The 18,535-nt window shown below is 73.2% G+C and carries 15 protein-coding genes and 1 pseudogene; 5 read left to right on the forward strand and 11 right to left on the reverse strand.

Features of this window, described 5'->3' with window-relative positions:
* Window positions 1–44: 44 nt before the first annotated feature.
* Complete coding sequence (locus tag ACZ6JT_RS15775; protein ID WP_351303779.1) at window positions 45–974, reverse strand: AurF N-oxygenase family protein; 930 nt, start codon at window positions 972–974, stop codon at window positions 45–47.
* Between the two features lie 168 nt (window positions 975–1,142).
* Here ACZ6JT_RS15775 and ACZ6JT_RS15780 point away from each other — a divergent pair, with 168 nt between their 5' ends.
* Window positions 1,143–2,246: a ferritin-like domain-containing protein gene (locus ACZ6JT_RS15780; protein WP_469210189.1), complete on the forward strand. Its 1,104-nt coding sequence runs from the start codon at window positions 1,143–1,145 to the stop codon at window positions 2,244–2,246.
* Window positions 2,247–2,322: 76 nt separating this feature from the next.
* Here ACZ6JT_RS15780 and ACZ6JT_RS15785 read toward each other — a convergent pair whose 3' ends face one another.
* Complete coding sequence (locus ACZ6JT_RS15785; protein WP_469210191.1) at window positions 2,323–3,783, reverse strand: penicillin-binding transpeptidase domain-containing protein; 1,461 nt, start codon at window positions 3,781–3,783, stop codon at window positions 2,323–2,325.
* Window positions 3,780–5,147: an FtsW/RodA/SpoVE family cell cycle protein gene (locus tag ACZ6JT_RS15790; protein WP_469210193.1), complete on the reverse strand. Its 1,368-nt coding sequence runs from the start codon at window positions 5,145–5,147 to the stop codon at window positions 3,780–3,782. Before ACZ6JT_RS15790 ends, ACZ6JT_RS15785 begins: the two co-directional genes overlap by 4 nt.
* Before the next feature lie 96 nt (window positions 5,148–5,243).
* Here ACZ6JT_RS15790 and ACZ6JT_RS15795 point away from each other — a divergent pair, with 96 nt between their 5' ends.
* The 3 genes from ACZ6JT_RS15795 (at window position 5,244) to ACZ6JT_RS15805 (ending at window position 7,458) form a co-directional block, all read left to right on the forward strand.
* The gene (locus ACZ6JT_RS15795) at window positions 5,244–5,651 is read left to right on the forward strand and encodes a DUF6325 family protein (protein ID WP_469210196.1); all 408 of its coding nucleotides are present in this window, start codon (window positions 5,244–5,246) and stop codon (window positions 5,649–5,651) included.
* Window positions 5,651–6,079: an SHOCT domain-containing protein gene (locus ACZ6JT_RS15800; RefSeq protein WP_469210198.1), complete on the forward strand. Its 429-nt coding sequence runs from the start codon at window positions 5,651–5,653 to the stop codon at window positions 6,077–6,079. The genes ACZ6JT_RS15795 and ACZ6JT_RS15800 overlap by 1 nt, the downstream gene beginning before the upstream one ends.
* A 188-nt stretch (window positions 6,080–6,267) precedes the next feature.
* A complete protein-coding gene (locus ACZ6JT_RS15805) occupies window positions 6,268–7,458 on the forward strand; it encodes a C40 family peptidase (RefSeq protein WP_469210200.1) in 1,191 nt (396 codons plus the stop codon).
* On the opposite strand, the gene ACZ6JT_RS15810 is transcribed toward ACZ6JT_RS15805, so the two are convergent.
* From ACZ6JT_RS15810 to ACZ6JT_RS15830, 5 genes are all read right to left on the reverse strand, one after another.
* A complete protein-coding gene (locus ACZ6JT_RS15810; RefSeq protein WP_469210202.1) occupies window positions 7,383–8,669 on the reverse strand; it encodes a styrene monooxygenase/indole monooxygenase family protein in 1,287 nt (428 codons plus the stop codon). The two genes, ACZ6JT_RS15805 and ACZ6JT_RS15810, sit on opposite strands and share 76 nt — an antisense overlap.
* Before the next feature lie 91 nt (window positions 8,670–8,760).
* A complete protein-coding gene (locus ACZ6JT_RS15815; protein ID WP_469210204.1) occupies window positions 8,761–9,390 on the reverse strand; it encodes a GTP-binding protein in 630 nt (209 codons plus the stop codon).
* Window positions 9,371–9,760 carry a DUF742 domain-containing protein gene (locus tag ACZ6JT_RS15820; protein ID WP_469210206.1) on the reverse strand — a complete coding sequence of 130 codons (390 nt, stop codon included), beginning with the start codon at window positions 9,758–9,760 and terminating at the stop codon, window positions 9,371–9,373. Before ACZ6JT_RS15820 ends, ACZ6JT_RS15815 begins: the two co-directional genes overlap by 20 nt.
* Window positions 9,757–10,245 carry a roadblock/LC7 domain-containing protein gene (locus ACZ6JT_RS15825; protein ID WP_469210208.1) on the reverse strand — a complete coding sequence of 163 codons (489 nt, stop codon included), beginning with the start codon at window positions 10,243–10,245 and terminating at the stop codon, window positions 9,757–9,759. Before ACZ6JT_RS15825 ends, ACZ6JT_RS15820 begins: the two co-directional genes overlap by 4 nt.
* On the reverse strand, window positions 10,242–13,208 hold the full coding sequence (locus ACZ6JT_RS15830) for a sensor histidine kinase (RefSeq protein ID WP_469210210.1): 2,967 nt from the start codon (window positions 13,206–13,208) through the stop codon (window positions 10,242–10,244). The genes ACZ6JT_RS15825 and ACZ6JT_RS15830 overlap by 4 nt, the downstream gene beginning before the upstream one ends.
* A gap of 507 nt (window positions 13,209–13,715) precedes the next feature.
* On the opposite strand from ACZ6JT_RS15830, the gene ACZ6JT_RS15835 reads away from it, so the two are divergent.
* A complete protein-coding gene (locus tag ACZ6JT_RS15835; protein ID WP_469210212.1) occupies window positions 13,716–14,489 on the forward strand; it encodes a hypothetical protein in 774 nt (257 codons plus the stop codon).
* Between the two features lie 27 nt (window positions 14,490–14,516).
* On the opposite strand, the gene ACZ6JT_RS15840 is transcribed toward ACZ6JT_RS15835, so the two are convergent.
* The 3 genes and pseudogenes from ACZ6JT_RS15840 to ACZ6JT_RS15850 all read right to left on the reverse strand — a co-directional run bounded on the left by ACZ6JT_RS15840 (window position 14,517) and on the right by ACZ6JT_RS15850 (window position 18,413).
* Window positions 14,517–14,957 carry a MarR family winged helix-turn-helix transcriptional regulator gene (locus tag ACZ6JT_RS15840; RefSeq protein ID WP_234323486.1) on the reverse strand — a complete coding sequence of 147 codons (441 nt, stop codon included), beginning with the start codon at window positions 14,955–14,957 and terminating at the stop codon, window positions 14,517–14,519.
* Window positions 14,958–15,159: 202 nt separating this feature from the next.
* Window positions 15,160–17,555 (reverse strand): annotated as a pseudogene (lon, locus tag ACZ6JT_RS15845) (endopeptidase La).
* Between the two features lie 27 nt (window positions 17,556–17,582).
* Window positions 17,583–18,413, reverse strand: coding sequence for a DUF4097 family beta strand repeat-containing protein (locus ACZ6JT_RS15850; RefSeq protein WP_469210215.1), 831 nt, complete (start codon window positions 18,411–18,413; stop codon window positions 17,583–17,585).
* Window positions 18,414–18,535 lie beyond the last annotated feature (122 nt).

The raw sequence follows: 18,535 nt of genomic DNA on the forward strand, positions 1-18,535 counted from the left end.
TGCACGCGCCGGCGTCCGCGTCCGCGTCCGCGCCCGGACAGGGGCTACGCCAGCAGTCCCGAGCTCTTCCACAGCCTCCGGCCGACCCCGCGCAGTACGCCGATGTCGTCGAGGAAGTCGGTCAGCCGCTTGGCGCCGGTCTGCATGACCTCACGGCGGTGGCCGCTCGCCCTGACCTGGGCGACGGCCTCGCGGCGGTCCAGGCCGACGTTGTCGTAGACGGCCGGGTTCACGAACGCCAGCGAGAAGACGCGGGCGGCCTCGCCGCAGCTGATCCGGGTGAGCTCCTGCTCCCAGCGCGGGGCCGTCAGCATCTGGCGGCGCAGTTCCTCGCGGGCGTACCGGACGTGCCGGGCCTCCTCGATGACGTGGATCCGGGTGACCCCGCGGACCAGCGGCTGGACGCGCTCGTCCGGGAAGGTCAGGCGCTGCATCCAGTCGAGTATCTCCTCGCCGAGGAGGGTGCAGGCGAAGGAGCCGGGGGTGGTGGAGACCGTCTTCAGGATCCGCGCGAGGTTGTGGTTGACGCGGGAGACCGGGTACTCGGGGCTGCCACTCTGCTTGATCATCCGGGCGAACATCATCGAGTGGCGGCACTCGTCGGCGATCTCGGTAAGGGCGTAGCGCACGTGATTGCTGGTCAGCGACTTGTCGTAGATGTGCCGGACCATCAGCTGCATCAGGATGATCTCAAACCAGATGCCGAGCGAGCCGAGCGCCGCCGCCTCGTGGCGGGAGAGGTCGATGCGCTGCTCCTCGCCCATCTTCTTCCACAGCGGGGTGTCGTAGAGGGAGAGCAGTTCGGGCGGCCAGTAGTACTTGCCCTCGATGGCGGGGGCGTCCCAGTCGAGCTCCTTGTCGGGGTCGAAGGAGTGCTTGGCCGAGGATTCGAGCAGTCGCTCGGCGATCTGCTCCCGGTCCTTCAGCAGGCCGAGGGCGTCCCTGAGCGCGGCTCGTTCGGTCACGGTCGTCATGGTTTCGGACACCTCGTGGTCGAGTTACCGGCGGTCATTGCTTATGAGACTGCCTGTCAGCAAGGTCGTCAATCCCCCGCGCACGACTTGTTGACCCCGTGTCTACCAACGTGTGACCCTGCCAACTGTCCGGTCCCGCACGGCAGTACGTGAGACGAGGGGGCGTCAGTGTCGACGCACGAGCTCTACACCGAGGACCCGGGCGAGGCCGTCTGGCAGATCCCCGCCTCCGGCTCCGCCCGCTTCAGCTGGGAGTACGAGGACGGCCGCGAGCGGCTCCTCGCGCTCTACCAGAAGGGCAAGGACAAGCAGTGGGACGGCGCCAAGCGCATCGACTGGGACATCGAGGTGGACCCGTACGATCCGCTCGGCACCCCCGACGAGGCCCTGCCGCTGTACGGGACGCGGCACTGGGCCAAGCTCACCGCGAAGGACAAGGGCGAGCTGCGCCGGCACTTCACCTCCTGGAACTTCAGCCAGTTCCTGCACGGCGAGCAGGGCGCGATGGTGTGCGCGGCGCGGATCGTCGAGTCGGTGCCGGACCTCGACGCGAAGTTCTACTCCGCCACGCAGACCATGGACGAGGCCCGGCACGCGGAGATCTTCGGACGCTTCCTGCACGAGAAGGTCGGGATGCTGTACCCGATCAACGACAGCCTCCAGGGGCTGCTCGGCGACACCCTGCGCGACTCCCGGTGGGACATGCCGTACCTGGGCATGCAGGTGCTCATCGAGGGGCTGGCGCTCGCCGCCTTCGGCATGATCCGCGACACGACGGCGAAGCCGCTGCCGAAGCAGCTCCTGGCGTACGTGATGCAGGACGAGGCCCGGCACGTGGCCTTCGGGCGGATGGCGCTGCGCGACTACTACCGGCAGCTCACGGACGCCGAGCTGCGCGAGCGCGAGGAGTTCGTGATCGAGGGCTGCCACCTGATGCGGGACCGGCTGCTCGGGGTGGAGGTGCTGGAGAACTTCGGCATCCCGGCGAAGGAGGCGGAGCAGCTCAGCGAGCAGTCGGAGTTCGTGCACATGTTCCGCCGGCTGCTGTTCAGCCGGATCGTGCCGTGCGTGAAGGACATCGGGCTGTGGGGGGAACGGCTCCAGCGGGCCTACGTGGACATGGGCGTCTTCGAGATGGGCGACTCCAACCTGGACCTGCTGATGCGTCAGGACGAGGAGATCGCGGAGGTCCTGGACCGGGAGCGGTTCGCGGCGGAGGAGGCACTGCGGGTGGCGGAGGTCGAGGCGGCGGTCCGGGACGCCTCCACCTAGCGCTCGGCACCGCGGGCGCCGGCGCGGGCCCGGGCGCGGGCCCGGACGCGGCCTCGGCAGGGCCGGGGCCAGGGGGTTACGGGGGCGGCAGGGCGGCTTGCATTACCGCGCGGGCGATCGGGGCGGCCGCGCTGTTGCCGCTGATGTCGCCCCGGTCCGCCGCCGCGTCCTCGACCACCACCGCCACCGCGACCGCCGGCAGCGGTGAGCCCTCCGCCTTGGCCCAGGAGATGAACCAGGCGTACGGGGTCCCCGCGTTGCCGACGCCGTGCTGTGCGGTGCCGGTCTTGCCGCCGACGACCGCGCCCGGGATCGCCGCGTTGCGGCCCGTGCCGTTCTCCACCACCTTCACCATCAGGTCCTGCATCCGCAGCGCGGTCGCCGGGTTCATCGCCCTGCCCAGGCTGCGCTGCTCCCCGCGCCGGACCGGGGAGCCGTCGTCCTGGGTGGTGCGTTCCACCAGGTAGGGCGACTTGAGCTCGCCTCCGTTGGCGACCGCAGCCGCCACCATCGCCATCTGCAGCGGTGTGGCCCTGGTGTTGAACTGCCCGATGGCGGACAGGGCCAGCTGGTCCTGGCTCATGTCGGTGTCGAAGTTCGAGCGGGACACCCAGGAGGGCACCCGCAGCCCCTCGGCGTTGAAGCCGAAGCGGCCGGCCGCCTCCACCATCGCGCGCAGCCCGACCTGTACGCCGATCTTCGCCATCACCGTGTTGCAGGACCACTGCACCGCGTCCGCCATCGAGGCGTCCTCGCAGCCCGTGGCCGCGTTCGGCAGCAGGGTGCTGGTTCCGGGCAGCGGGTAGGGGTCGGGGGTGCGGGTCGGGGCGTCCACGTCGGTGACGACGCCCGCGTCGAGGGCGGCCGCCGCGGTCACGATCTTGAAGGTGGAGCCGGGCGGGTACGTCTCGCGCAGCGCCCGGTTGAGCATCGGCTTGGCCGGGTCGGCGTTCAGGCGGGCCCAGGCGTCCTTCACCCGCGGGCCGGTCCCGGACAGCTCCGCCGGATCGTACGAGGGGCTGCTGACCAGCGCGAGGATCCTCCCGGTGGCCGGTTCGACGGCGGCGACCGCCCCGCGCTTGCCCGCGAGTCCGGCGTACGCGGCCCGCTGCATGCCGGAGCGGATGGTGGTGACGGCGTTCCCGCCGGCCGGGTGGCCGCGGGCCAGGTCGTACCAGAGCGGGAAGGCCGACAGGCCGGGGTCCGTGCCGGACAGGACCGCGTCCTCGGCGCGCTCCACGAAGCTGGTCCCGTACGTCTGGGAGGAGAAGCCGGTGACGGGGGCGTAGAGCGGGCCGTTCGTGTAGGTCCGCTCGTAGCGCAGCAGCTGGCCGCTGTCGCGCGAGCCGGTGACGGGGCGGCCGTCGACGAGGATGTCCCCGCGCGGCTTCGCGTAGCGCTCGATGGCGGGGCGTTTGTTGGCGGGGTTCGCGCCGTAGGCGGCGGACTCCCAGACCTGCACGCGGGCGATGTTGACCAGCAGGGCGACGAGGAGCAGTGCGCAGAAGTACGCGCACCAGCGGATGTAGCGGATCACGGGGCGCCCTCCTCGCCGGGGCGCGGCCTGCGGGCGCTGTCGCTCAGCCGGACCAGCAGCGCGACGATGATCCAGTTGGTGACGACGGAGGAGCCGCCCTGGGCGAGGAAGGGCATGGCCATGCCGGTGAGGGGGATCAGCCCGGTGACCCCGCCCGCGATGACGAACACCTGGAGGGCGACGATCGAGGCGAGTCCGGTGGCGAGCAGTCGGCCGAAGGGGTCGCGCAGGGCGAGCCCGGCGCGGAAGCCGCGGGCCACGAGGAGTCCGTAGAGGAGCAGGATCGCGGCGAGGCCGACGAGGCCGAGTTCCTCGCCGGCGGTGGCGAGGACGAAGTCCGACTTGGCGGCGAAGCCGATGAGGAAGGAGTGGCCGTGGCCGAGCCCGGCGCCGAGCAGACCGCCGGCGCCGAAGGCGAAGAGGGACTGGGCGAGCTGGCCGGGGCCTTCGCCGCGTTCGATGGAGGCGAAAGGATTCAGCCAGTCGTCCACGCGGCTGTGCACGTGGGGTTCGAAGGTGCCGACGGCGTACGCGCCGAGGGCGGCGAGCAGCAGTCCGATCGCGATCCAGCCGATCCGTCCGGTGGCGGTGAACAGCATGATCACGAACAGTCCGAAGAACAGCAGCGAGGTCCCCAGGTCCCGTTCCAGGACGAGCAGGCCGACACTGAGCAGCCAGATCGCGAGGATCGGGCCGAGGACGCGGCCGGGGAGCAGGCGCAGCTTCCAGAAGAGCCGGCGTCCGGTGAGGGCGAGGGCGGTGCGGTTCGCGGCGAGGTAGGCGGCGAAGAACACGGCGAGCAGGATCTTGGCGAACTCCCCGGGCTGGAAGGAGAGTCCGGCGAACCGGATCCAGATGTGCGCGCCGTTGACCGCCGGGAAGAAGACGGGGATCAGCATCAGCACGAGGGCGGCGGCCACCGACAGGTACGCGTAGCGCTGGAGCACGCGGTGGTCGCGCAGCAGCACGACGACGAGGACGAACAGCGCGAGGCCGAGGGCGGACCAGCGGAGCTGGGCCCCGGCGGTGAGGTGGCCGGGGGTGGTCGCGTCGAGGCGCTGGATGAGGACGAGCCCGAGCCCGTTGAGCAGGACGGCGATCGGCAGGACGAGGGGATCGGCGTACGGGGCCCTGAAGCGGACGGCGAGGTGCGCGAGGAGCGCGGCGGCGGCGAGCCCCCCGGCGTACCGGGCGGCGAGGCGGGGGGTGTGGCCGGTGGTGGTGAGGCCGACGTAGAGGTGACCGAGGACGGAGACCAGGACGGCGCCGGCGAGGAGCGTCAGCTCGACGCCGCGACGCTTGGGGGCGCGGGCGTCGGGGGGCGGGGGCGCGGGCTCCGTCACCTTCGCCGTCAGAGCGGTCATACCCGAAACGTAGCAAGCAGACGGATGGTATGTCCGCTTATGTCATAGTGTGCCGAAGAGTCGTCAAAAACGGTCACACGTGAGGAGCCGAGGCGTATGGGGCCCGTGGAATTCATCGTCCTCGCCTTCCCGGAGGAGCAGCTGCGGGTCCCGGCGATCGAGGCCGTGATGGGACTGCGCAAGACCGGGGTGGTCCGGCTGATCGACGGTCTCGTGGCGACGAGGACCGCCTCGGGCGAGGTGCTCGCGGCGGAGTTCGACGAATACGTGGAACTGCACGGGCTGCTGACGGGGCGGGACGTGGCACGCCTGATCGGACCGGAGGACGTGCAGGAGGCGGCGGGGCTGCTGGAACGCGGGAGCTGCGCGCTGCTGCTGGTGGTCGAGCACGTGTGGGCCGAGGACGCGGCGATCGCCGTACGGGCGGCGGGCGGGCGGATCGTCGGCTCGGTCCGCATCCCGCCGGACCGGGTCCCTGCGGACCCGCGGGCGGGGGTGGCCTGATGTTCATCCGGCCGATGGGACCGACGGTCCGGCCGGCGCAGCGGCCGGCGGGGCACCCGCTGCTACGGGGCCTGCTGGCCCGGGCGGCCGGGGCGGTGGAGGACACGACGGGCGCGGTCGGCCCGGGCGAAGCGGCGCGCCGGGACCTGCCGGCGCGGCCGGTCCGGGCCGCGCGGGCCCCGGCCGAACCGCCGTCGCCGGAACCGGAGGAGGCGCCGGAACCGGAGGAGGCGCCGGAGCCGGTGGACGTGGCGCAGGGCGCGGCGGAAGAAGAGGAGGGCATCCGGCCCGGCTCGCCGACGAGTTCACCGGTGACCGCGTCGACTTCCCTGGTGGCGGAGCTGCGGCAGTTGGCCGACCTGACCCGTGAGGGCCTGCTGACCCCGGAGGAGTTCACGACGGCCAAGGCGCGCCTGCTGCGCGGCTGACCCGGGCGGCGGGCGGGCGGCGGGCGGCGGGCGGGCGGCGCCCGGTCGGCCCGGTCGGCGGGCGGGAACCGTCAGGCCGGCGACCGTGCCCCACTCCCCCAACCGGGTGGCCGGTCCGCCACCGGCCGCCCGGTTGGGGGATTTGTCATACCGGCCGTGGCAGCATCGGGCGCCTCGGAGGTGATCCCATGTCACATCGGCCGCTTCGCGCCGCCTGCATTGCCGCGGTGCTCCTCGTCGCCGGCCCGGTCCCGGGGGCCGGCGCCGAGCCCGCCCGACCCGAGGCGGAGTCCGTCGGGGTCCTGCTCACCCGCCTACAGGGGCTCTACCAGAAGGCCGAGGAGGCCACCGAGGCGTACAACGCCACGGAGGTCGCCCTCAAGGCCGGCCAGGAGGAGGAGCGGCAGCGCGTCGCCGACCTCGGCCGGGCCCGTACCGCCCTCGACTCCGAGAGGGCCCTGGTCGGGAAGCTGGCCCGGGAGCAGTACCAGGGCACCCGGGGCCTCTCCCCGTACGCCCGGATGCTGCTCGCCGGCACCCCTCAGGCCGCCCTGGACCAGCGCCGGCTCACCGCCCGCGAGGGCGCGCGACGGGCCGGCGTACTGAACCGGCTCGCGCGGGGCGAGAAGAAGGCCGACGAGCTCGCCGTACGGGCCCGCAAGGCGCTCGAAACCCGGCAGTCCCTGGCGGCGCGGCAGAAGCTGCACAAGGACGAGGTCGTGGCGCAGCTCAAGGAGGTCGAGCGGGTGCTCGCCTCGCTGACCCCCGAGCAGCTGACGCGGCTCGGGGCGCAGGAGGACAAGAACACCGCAGCCGCGCAGCGCGATCTGCTGGACTCGGGCCGGCTCCCCACGCGTACGGGCACCCCCACGGCCGCCGGCGGCGCCGCCCTCACCTACGCGGCGGCCCAGATCGGCAAACCGTACGTCTGGGGCGCCGAGGGCCCGGGAGCCTTCGACTGTTCCGGGCTCACCTCGCAGGCCTGGGCGCACGCCGGGCGCACCATCCCGCGGACCAGCCAGGAGCAGTGGGCGCGGCTGCCGAAGGTGCCGCTGGACCAGCTCCGCCCGGGGGACCTGGTGGTCTACTTCCCCAAGGCCACGCACGTGGCCCTGTACGTGGGCGAGGGCAAGGTGATCCAGGCGCCGCGGCCGGGGGCGAAGGTGAAGGTCTCACCCCTCGCCGCGAATCCGCTGCTCGGCGCCGTACGCCCGGACCCCGGCGGCACCCCGCTCGCGGAGTTCGCTCCCCCGCCCCTGCCCGGGGCGGACGCGACGGGCACGGCGGGGGACGACGACACCGGCTACTCGTCGCAGGACGCACCCGCCGACGGGGCCGCCGAGGAGGCGGCCACGGACGAGGCGACCTCCGCCAGGTAGTCCGCCGCGTCCTCGGGGTCGTAGAAGTACGCGTCGAAGTCGGCCGGGTTGTCGAAGCCGTTGGCGAATCGATCCGCCACCGGCTGAAGCTGCCCGGCCGCGCCGATCAGGTTGAGCACGTGCTCCGGCGGGACGCCCAGCATGGCGTTGGTCCACTGGGTCACCGGCTTGCCCGTGGTGAACCAGAACTTGTCGAAGGTCGCCTTCATCCACGCCTCGTCGAACGGGTTGTCCCCGTGCATCAGGATCGAGGAGAGGTACGAGGCCGCGCACTTGGCGGCGGAGTTCGAGCCCTGACCGGTGATCGGGTCGTTGGCGACGACCACGTCCGCGACGCCCAGCACCAGCCCGCCGCCGGGCAGCCGCCCGATCGGGTTGCGGACCACCGGCGCGTAACGACCCGCCAGCGTCCCGCCCGCGTCCGTCAGCTCCACCTTCGTCGCCCGCGCGTACTCCCACGGCGTGAACTTCTCCATCAGCTCCAGCGTGAGGGCCAGGTGCTCCGCCGGGTCCTTGATCCCGTTGAACGCGTCCACCGGACCGCCCGGGAGCCCCTCCCAGAACAGGATGTCCGCCCGGCCCGAGGTGGTCAGGGTCGGCATCACGAACAGCTCGCCGACGCCCGGGACGAGGTTGCAGCGCACGGCCTCCGTCTCCGGGTGCTCGGCGCGCGGCCCGAGGCCGTGCACGTACGAGACGGCCAGCGCGCGCTGCGGGGCGTCGTACGGGGAGCGCGCGGCGTCCCGCCCGAACATCGACACCAGCTCGCCCTTGCCGGCGGCGACCAGCACCAGGTCGTACGTACGGGAGAAGTAGTCGAGGTCGGCGACCGACGCGCCGTGGATGACCAGCTGCCCGCCGCGCTGCGCGAAGGTGTCCAGCCAGCCGGCCATCTTCACGCGCTGGTCGACGGACTGCGCGTACCCCTTGAGGCGGCCCAGCCAGTCGACGGCGCGGCCGGAGTCGGGGGCGGCGACGGAGACGCCGAGGCCCTCGATCTTCGGGGCCTGCTGCTCCCAGAAGTTGATCTGGAGGTCGCGCTCGTGCTGGAGCGCCGTGTCGAACATGCACTGCGTCGACATCACCCGGCCGGTGCGGACCTCGTCCGCCGTCCGGTTGGACATGAGGGTGACCTCGTACCCCTTCGACTGGAGGCCGAGGGCGAGCTGGAGACCGGACTGGCCGGCTCCGACGACGAGTATCTTGCGCATCTCACGTTCTCGATTCGGGGGTACGGGGCTACGGGGCTACGGGCGTACGAGCTACGGGCGCGGGGGGCCCGCGGGGCACGGGCCCGCGGACCTATTCGGGAGTGGTCTCGAGGGCGTGGCCCACCAGGGCCAGCAGGGACTCGACCACGGTGTGCCGACGCCGCGCGTCCATGATCACGACGGGTACGTGCGGCGGGACGCTGAGCGCCTCGCGCACGTCCTCGGGCTCGTACGACTGCGAGCCCTCGAAGTGGTTGACGGCGACGGCGTACGGGAGCCCGCAGCTCTCGAAGTAGTCGAGGGCCGGGAAGCAGTCGCGCAGCCGGCGGGTGTCGGCCAGCACGAGCCCGCCGATGGCCCCGCGCACCAGGTCGTCCCACATGAACCAGAACCGCTCCTGGCCCGGGGTCCCGTACACGTAGAGGACGAGGTCGTCGTCGAGCGTGACGCGGCCGAAGTCCATCGCGACGGTGGTGGTGTTCTTGTCCGGGGTGCCGGAGAGGTCGTCGGTGGGGACGCTGGCCTGGGTCATCACCGCCTCGGTGCGCAGCGGGGTGATCTCGGAGACGGAGGAGACGAAGGTGGTCTTGCCGACGCCGAAGCCACCCGCGACCAGCACCTTGACGGCGACGGGGGCACGGGAACGGTCGTACTGCCAGGGCTGGACGGGCTCGTCGTCCAAGGCCGGCGGTACCGGCTGATCAGAGACGGCGGAGACCACTGAGCACCCTTTCGAGCAGCGCGCGTTCGGGACGGCCAGTGCCGTGGCCCGTGCCGTAGACCCGCAGCCGGCCCTGGTCCGCGAGGTCGCTGACGAGCACGCGGACGACGCCGAGCGGCAGTTTCAGCAGCGCGGCTATCTCGGCGATCGTGCGCATGCGGCGGCAGACCTCGACGATGGCGGGCATCTCGGGCATGCGGTCGGGCTTCTGCGGCTCCGAGGCCTTCGACTCCAGGGCGGCGACGAAGGTCTCGACGTTCAGGACCTGCGTGAAGCGGGTGCGGCCGCCCGTGAGCGAGTACGGGCGGACGCGGGCGGGGCGGCGGTCGGCGCCGCGTATCGGCAGCCGGTCGGAGGCCGTACTCCTCACGGGGTGTTCTCCATTGACTGGCGCAGCTCGCTGCGGACTTCGGGGGTCAGTACGTGGCCGGCGCGGCCGACGAACAGGGCCATGTGGTAGGCGACGACGCTCATGTCGCAGTCGGGGGTGGCGTGCACGCCCAGCAGTGAGCCGTCGCTGATGGCCATGACGAAGACGGAGCCGTGCTCCATCGCCACCATGGTCTGCTTGACGGAGCCGCTCTCCATGAGGGCCGCGGCGCCGGTGGTGAGGCTGCCGAGGCCCGACACGATGGTGGCGAGGTCGGCGGACGCGCCGCGCGGGCCCTTCGGCCTGGCTTTGGCCTGTGGATCGGCCGCGCCGCCCGTTGCGGGGTCGGAGGACAGGAGCAGCAGCCCGTCCGAGGAGACGACGGCGACGGAGTTGACGCCGGGTACCTCCTCGACCAGGTCGGTCAGCAGCCACTGCAGGTTGCGGGCCTGGGTGCTCAGTCCGTACGTACTGGGCGCGGTCATGTGCGTGCCTCCTGTGCGGTGTCCCCCTGGTCGGTCTTGCTGTGTCCCTGCCCCTGCCTCTGCCCCTGCCCCTGGTCCTGGGCGAGCTCGGCGGCGACGACGCGTCGCCCGTCCTGGGCTCCCTGGTAGAAACCGCCGAGCCGGCGCCGGAGTTCGTCGGCGTCGATCCGGCGCGGTGGCTCGGGCGGCCGTACGTCGTCCGCGCGTCCGGCGGTGACGGTGCGCGGGGTCCGCTTCGGCAGGCCCTTGTCGGTGACGGCGTCGGCGGGGTCGGCGGGGTGACTGCCCTGCCGGGGCAGCCAGTTGCCTTCGGCGGGGGCATGGGCGTGGGGCTCGGGGACCGCACGATGTGCCGGCTCCCCTGCGGGGGGCTCGGCGGTGACGTCCGGCTCTGCCGTGTCCCCTGCGGGGAGCTCAGCGGTGTCCCCTGCGGGGGGCTCGGCCGTGACGTCCGGCTCTGCCGTGTCCCCTGCGGGGGGCTCGGTCGTGAAGTCCGGCTCTGCCGTGTCCCCTGCGGGGGGCTCGGTCGTGACGTCCGGCTCTGCGGGCGCGGCGGTGAAGACCTGGTCCGCGGGCACGTCCCCCGACGGGGCCCCTGCGGGGGGCTCGGCGGTGACGTCCGGCCCTGCCGGGGCACCTGCGGGGGGCTCGGCCGTGAAGATCTGGTCGGCGGGGGGCAGGTCCGCCGCGGCGGGGGTGTCCGCTTCGGCCGGGAGGGCGGGGCCCGCGAGGGCCTCGGCCAGGGTCACCGCGGCCACCGTGGTGGTGGGCACGCGGAAGGCCGACTCCGACTCCGTGTCAGCCGGAGCCTCGGCGTCGGGCTCCGCAACACCCGCGGAGGTGGAGGGGGCAGGGTCCGCGAGCGCGTCGGCGGCGTCGGGCGTGGCCGGAGCGGCGGAGTCCGCGGCGGCGTGGGTGCCTCGGCGGCGGGGTGGGAGGGTGTTCTCGTTGGCCTCCGCGATCACGCCCGGGAGCTGCAGCGCGGGCGCGCCCGGCGTGGCCAGGGTGTGGACCGGGGAGACCGGCGGCGTGGCGGGCAGCAGCGCGGCCGGGACGACCACGAGGGCCTCGGTCCCGCCGTGCCGCCCGGCGCGCAGTTCCGCGGTGACCCCGTGCCGCGCCGCGAGGCGTCCGGCCACGTACAGGCCGAGTCCCAGGCCGTGTTCGGCTTCGGGCTCCTCGTCGTACGCCTCGGGGGTGGAGAGCCGGGAGTTCAGCGATTCCAGCCGGTCCCCGGTGACCCCGATGCCCTCGTCCACGACGGACAGCACGACGTCGCCGGAGTCCAGCGTCCAGCCGGACACCTTCACCTTGACTTCGGGCGGCGAGAACGTCGTCGCGTTCTCCAGCAGCTCGGCCAGCACGTGCGAGAGGTCGTCGGCCGCGTGCCCCGCCACCTGGGTGTACGAAGGCAGCGCCGCGAGGTCGACGCGCTCGTAGCGCTCGATCTCGCTGACGGCGGCCCGCATCACGTCGACCAGCGGCACCGGCAGCCCCTGCCCGTGGCCGTGTTCCTGCCCGGCCAGCACCAGCAGGTTCTCGTTGTGGCGGCGCATCACGGTCGCCAGGTGGTCGAGCTTGAAGAGGGTCGCGAGCCGGTCCGGGTCCTGCTCCTTGGACTCCAGCTCCTCGATGACCGCGAGCTGGCGCTCGACCAGGCCCAGGGTCCGCAGCGACAGCGAGACGGAGGTCGTCGACATGACGCGGCGGTGCTCCTCCAGCCCCGCCCGCAGCTTGTTCAGCTCCTCCTCCAGCACGTCCCGACCGGCGGTCAGCGCCTCATTGCGGCCGATGATCCGGCGGCGGTCGGCGTCGAGCCCGGCGATCCGGGTGTGCAGGGAGACCGTCTGGTCGCGGACCGCGTTCAGGTGCCGTACGACCTCGGCGAACTCGTCGTTGCGGCCGGTGAACCGGACCGGTTCCACCGAGCCCTCCGGCGTCGCCAGCCGCGCCGCGCCGCGCCGCAGCACCGACAGCGGCCGGGTCAGCGAGCGGGCGACGGCGGTCGAGACGCCGACGGCGACCAGGAACAGCAGGCCCAGCAGGGCGACGAGGGTTTCGAGGCGGGTCACGTCGTCGTCGCGCAGCGAGGCCAGGGCGGAGGCCCGCTGGCCCGCGAGGGTGGCCTCGACGGTCCGCATCCGGTCGATGCGGGCGGTGAGCGCACTGCCGACGGCGGCGCCGTCGGTCTTGCGGTCGGCCGGGGTCAGGGTGGGCCGGTCGGTGAGCCGCTTGAGGAAGTCGTCGGCCGTCTTGACCTCGGGGCCGGTGACGGTGGCGGTGAGGGTCTGGCGCACGTCGGGCCGCGCGGCCCGCGCGAAGTCGTCCAGCGCGGCCATTTCCCGTACGCGCGAACGCTGGGCGGCGGCGGTGAGTTCGTCGACCGCGGCCGCGCCCGGGGGCTGCTCGCCGCGGGGGACGGCCAGCGCGGCGAGCAGCAGTCCGCGCGTGGCCGAGGCCTGCTCCACGGCCTGGCCCAGCGGGGCGAGCGGGCGGGTGGTGGTGAGGGCGGCCTCGGCGCGCGGCGGCGTCTGCTCGGCGAGCCGGCCCCCGGGGGCGAGGAGTTCGGTGAGGACGCCGCTGTAGGCCTGGTGGGCGGCGAGGGCGGTGCCCTTGCCGTCGATGGCCTCGGTGCGGACGGCCGCCACGCGGGCGAGGGCGGTGCCGATGGGCTCGTCGACCTCGGTCGCGGCCTCGGCGATCTGCCGGTCGGTGCGCAGGATGCGTTCCTGGAGGGCGCCCCTGGCGGCGCCGGGGCGGCCCTTGGCGGCGTACTCGACTACGGCGTCGCGCTCGTCGGCGAGGACGTGCGCGACGGTGAGGATCTGCCCGGTCTGCTCCGCGAGGGTGACCAGCCGCTGGGAGTCGTTCAGCTCCCTCACGGCGGTCACGACGGCGGGTGTGCCTGCCGCGAGGACGGTGAGGCCGGCGACGGCGACGCCGACGACCAGCCTGCGGCGCACGCGGACGCGGCGTCCTGCGGGGGCCGGGCCGTCGGCGGCGGTGCCTCCCCCAGCTACCGCTGGGAGGTGCCCCCATTTCCGAGACCGCTTCTTCTGCACCGGTGCTCGCAATCCTGTACGTGTGCTTGTGCTCGTCTACTCGTGTGGCCGAGGTAACGGCCGGTCAACAAGTAAACGCCCCCTGCCCCCTCGTACCGCCTCAGACCTTTGCAGCGTGTTGGGGAGAGAGCCGCACATCGCCCACCCGGCCACTCGAACGAGTGAACATCACGGATGAGTTGGCATCCAACTCGGGCACCCCGCCCCAGAGCGCCTCCGTGGACAGGTGGTTGAAAGATCGATACGGGCTTTGGCAGGATGCCCGCCCACATGTCCGCCCGCGCGCCGGAGCCCGGCCCGGACCCCTCCGGCCCACCCCCGGAGCACCGCGCAGAGGACGGTCCGCCCCCTTCCGCTTTGGTACGGACCTGAGCGTGCGCGGGGGCCGCCGCCCGGCAGAATGGCGGCATGCGCATCGACCTCGCCTCGGCCCCCGGCAGCGAAGAACGCCCCAATGAGGACTGGGTGTCGGCCGCGATCCCCGCTTCGGGCGGCGGTGTCCTGGTCGCGCTGGACGGGGTCACCCCGCCGAGCGGAGAGGACGGCTGCGTGCACGGGGTTCCGTGGTTCGCGGCCCGGCTCGGCGGCCGATTGACCGAACTGTCCGGATCGCGACGGGACATGCCGCTGGACCGGATCCTCGCCGAGTCCGTCCGCGCCACGGCCGACGCCCACCGCGACACGTGTGACCTTTCTCACGTGCGTACGCCGCAGGCGACGGTCGTCATGGTCCGCTGGGACGAGTCCTGCGTGGAACACCTCGTGCTCTCGGACTCCGTACTGCTCCTCCAGGCGCCCGGGGGCGCTGTGACGGCGGTGCTCGACGACCGGCTGGACCGGGTTCCTCGGGAGGTGCTGCGCTCGGTGGCGGCGACGGACGCGCTGCGCAACGCGGAGGGCGGCTTCTTCACGGCCGCCGCGGACCCGGCGGTGGCGGCCCGGGCGGTGACCGGGCGCAGCCCGCGCGAGCAGGTGCGGGCGGTGGCCGCGCTCACGGACGGGGCGAGCCGGTGGACGGACACGTTCGGGGAGGGCGACTGGACCGAGTGCCTGGCGGTGCTGCGCAAGGAGGGCTCGGAGGGCCTCATCGGCCGGGTCCGCGCCATCGAGTCCGACCCGTCGCGGCCGCCGGCCCGGTACAAGCGGCACGACGACGCCTCGGCGGTCTACGCGGAGCTCTGACAGCGGGCGCGGGCCGGGCGGGTGCCCCTACTCGGCGCCCGCGTTCAACTGGTTGAGGAGCCGGGCCAGTTCCGCCACCTCGCCGCGGTCCCAGTCGGCGAGCTTGCGCATGTACTGCTCGCGCCGTGCGCCCCGTACCCGCAGGAACCGCTCGCGGCCCTCCTCGGTGAGCCCGACCAGGAAGGCCCGGCCGTCGGCGGGGTCCGGCTCGCGGGCCACCAGGCCGAGGACCTCCAGGGCCCGCAGCTGCCGGCTCATGGTGGCCTTGCCGACGCCGAAGTAGGCGGCGAGCTCGGTGGCCCGCTGCCGGCCGGCCGCCTCCAGGCGTACGAGGAGTCCGTACGCGGCGGGCTCCAGCTCGGGGTGGAGCTCGCGGGCCATCTCGCCGGAGGAGGCGCGGGCGCGCCGGAGGAAGACGGACAGCTCCCGCTCCAGGGCAAGGAACTCCTGGTCTTCGCTCCCGTGCACGTCCCGCTCCTTCGATGGTGTGTGGCACCCCGGTGGGTGAGGGGCCAGTATTTCGCAGCGGGTGTGCCGACGGCCCGGGACCCCGCCGGAGCGGGGAGCCGGGCCGTGCGGCGGGCGTGCGGAGGAGCGGGGAGGGGCGCGTGGCGCTCCGGTGGGCCGTGCGGCCCTCGGTCACGCCGTTACGCGCCGGTCAGGCCGCCGGTCACGCCGCGGCGGCGACCTCCACCTCCGCCTGCGCCAGAGCGAGCTCCAGCACCTGGCGCACGTCCGTCACCGGGTGCACCTCCAGCCCCTCCAGTACCTCCGCCGGGACGTCGTCCAGGTCGGCCTCGTTCCGCTTCGGGATGATCACGGTGGTCAGCCCGGCCCGGTGGGCGGCCAGCAGCTTCTGCTTGACCCCGCGATCGGCAGGACCCGCCCGGTCAGCGAGACCTCGCCGGTCATGGCCACGTCGGTGCGCACCTGCCGTCCGGAGAGCAGCGAGGCGAGCGCGGTCGTCATCGTGATGCCGGCGCTCGGGCCGTCCTTGGGCACGGCTCCCGCAGGGAAGTGGATGTGCACGCCCCGGTCCTTCAGGTCGGCGACCGGGAGTTCCAGTTCCGCTCCGTGCGAGCGCAGGAAGCTCAGCGCGATCTGCGCCGACTCCTTCATGACGTCGCCGAGCTGGCCGGTGAGGGTCAGGCCGGCCGCGCCCGTCTCCGGGTCGGCCAGCGAGGCCTCGACGAACAGCACGTCGCCGCCCGCGCCGGTCACCGCGAGGCCGGTGGCCACGCCGGGGACCGCGGTGCGCCGCTCGGCCGGGTCCTGGGCGGACTCGGGGACGTGGTGCGGACGCCCGATCAGCCCCCGCAGGCTGTCCGCGCCGATGCTGAAGGGCAGCTCCCGCTCCCCCAGTTCGTGCTGGGAGGCCACCTTGCGCAGCAGCCGGGCGAGGGAGCGCTCCAGGGTGCGGACGCCCGCCTCGCGGGTGTACTCCCCGGCGAGCTTGCGCAGGGCGTCCTCCTCCAGGACCACCTCGTCGGCGCCGAGTCCGGCGCGTTCCAGCTGGCGCGGCAGCAGGTGGTCGCGGGCGATGACGACCTTCTCGTCCTCGGTGTAGCCGTCGAGGCGGACGACCTCCATGCGGTCGGCCAGTGCCTCCGGGATGGCCTCCAGGACGTTGGCGGTGGCGAGGAAGACGACGTCGCTCAGGTCGAGCTCCACCTCCAGGTAGTGGTCCCGGAAGGTGTGGTTCTGCGCCGGGTCCAGGACCTCCAGGAGGGCGGCGGCCGGGTCGCCGCGGAAGTCGGAGCCCACCTTGTCGATCTCGTCGAGGAGGACCACCGGGTTCATCGAACCGGCCTCCTTGATGGCCCGGACGATGCGGCCCGGCAGGGCGCCGACGTAGGTCCGGCGGTGGCCGCGGACCTCGGCCTCGTCCCGTACGCCGCCGAGGGCGACGCGCACGAACTTGCGGCCCATGGCGTGGGCCACGGACTCCCCGAGGGAGGTCTTGCCGACGCCGGGCGGTCCGACGAGCGCGAGCACGGCCCCGCCGCGGCGGCCGCCGATGACGCCCATGCCGCGCTCGGAACGCCGCTTGCGCACGGCGAGGTACTCGGTGATGCGGTCCTTCACGTCGCTGAGGCCGGCGTGCTCGGCGTCCAGCACCGCCCGGGCTCCCCGGATGTCGTACTCGTCCTCGGTGCGCTCGTTCCAGGGCATTTCCAGCACGGTGTCCAGCCAGGTGCGGATCCAGGAGCCCTCGGGGCTCTGGTCGCTGGCCCGCTCCAGCTTCTCGACCTCCTTGAGGGCGGCCTCCCGTACCTTCTCGGGCAGGTCGGCGGCCTCGACGCGGGCCCGGTAGTCGTCGGACTCCTCGCCGTCCTTCTCGCCGTTCAGCTCGCGCAGTTCCTTGCGCACGGCCTCCAGCTGGCGCCGGAGCAGGAACTCCCGCTGCTGCTTGTCGACGCCGTCCTGGACGTCCTTGGCGATGGACTCGGCCACGTCCTGTTCGGCGAGGTGGTCGCTGAGCGCCTTGATGGCGAGCTTGAGGCGGGCGACGGGGTCGGCCGTCTCCAGCAGTTCGACCTTCTGCTCGACCGTCAGGAACGGCGAGTATCCGGAGTTGTCCGCGAGCGCGGACACGCCCTCGATCTGCTGGACCCGGTCCACGACCTGCCAGGCGCCGCGCTTCTTGAGCCAGCTGGTGGCGAGGGCCTTGTACTCCTTGACGAGCTCGGCGACGGATCCCGGCAGCGGGTCCGGCACGTGCTCGTCCACGGTCTCGCCCTCGACCCAGAGCGCGGCCCCGGGGCCGGTGGTGCCGGCGCCGATACGGACCCGGCCGAGCCCTCGGATGAGTGCGCCCGGGTCGCCACCGGAGAGCCGGCCGACCTGCTCGACCGTCCCGAGCACACCCGTCGCGGCGTACTTCCCGTCGATCCGCGGCACAAGCAGCACCCGCGGCTTCCCGCTGCCCGCCGCGGCCTGCGCCGCCTCCACGGCACCGCGCACCTCGGCGTCGGACAGGTCCAGCGGCACGACCATTCCGGGCAGCACGACCTCGTCGTCGAGCGGCAGCACGGGCAGAGTGAGTGTGACGGACGTCGAAGCCATGATCTTCCCTCCGGCAGTGAAGTTGAGCTATGCCGACTCAATGCATGTGCGCCTCCCAATGTTCCCCAACCTGCGTTCGCCCCCGGCGAACAGCGCGGCGGCCTGTGCTCCCGCCTGGATGCGGACGTCGCCCGAGGTGGTCTTCGCGGAGAGACGGGAGGTGGCGGCGGGGTCCTCGGCCAGCGCGATGTCGCGGGCACCGGAGGTGGTGGAGACCGCGAACCGGTAGGGGGCCTGCGGGACCTTCAGCGTGACGTCGCCCGAGGAGGTCTCGGCGAGCACCGAGGTGGGGGCCGCGGTGAAGTCGATGCGGGCGTCACCGGAGTCCGAGTGGACGTCCGCGCTCGGGCCCGACAGGCCGGCCGCGGTGATGTCGCCCGAGGAGGTACGGATCTTCAGCGGGCCCGCGATGCGCTCGGCCCGGACGTCGCCGGAGTCGGCCTCCACCTCGGCGGCGGCCACGCCCGCGACGGTGATGCGGCCGCTGCTGCTCTCCAGCTTGACCTTGGCGGAGGCCGGAACCTCCAGGCGGTAGTCGACGTAGCAGCTACCCGAGCAGCCGCTGGAGAAGGTGAGCACGCCCGCGCTGACCCGCTGGCCGGGGGTGGGGGCGGTGTCACCCCGGTAGTGGACGGTGCGGTGGACCGTGACGCCGGTGCCCGTCCCTGCGGTGACCTCGATCGAGCCGGCCCGGGCGTGCGTCACCTCGACCGCCGTGACCCCCTCGGTGACCGTGGTGTCGGCGGTCGCCGTCCTCTTCGGTCCGTCCGAGAAGGAACAGCCGGCCAGCAGGAACCCGGTCCCGAGGACGGCAACCGCGGTGCGGACGAGACGTCGTGGCGTGGCGTGAGAAGGCATGGACCGATCCTCGCGCGGTGCGGCTGCCCGGCCGATGGTGCCGGTACCCGATCCCGGGGTGGGGCTACCCCCCGGATCCAGGCCGAACGGACCTGCCGCCGCGACTCAAAGCCCGGGGCTCC

It is taken from the genome of Streptomyces sp. NPDC046308, assembly GCF_055588065.1.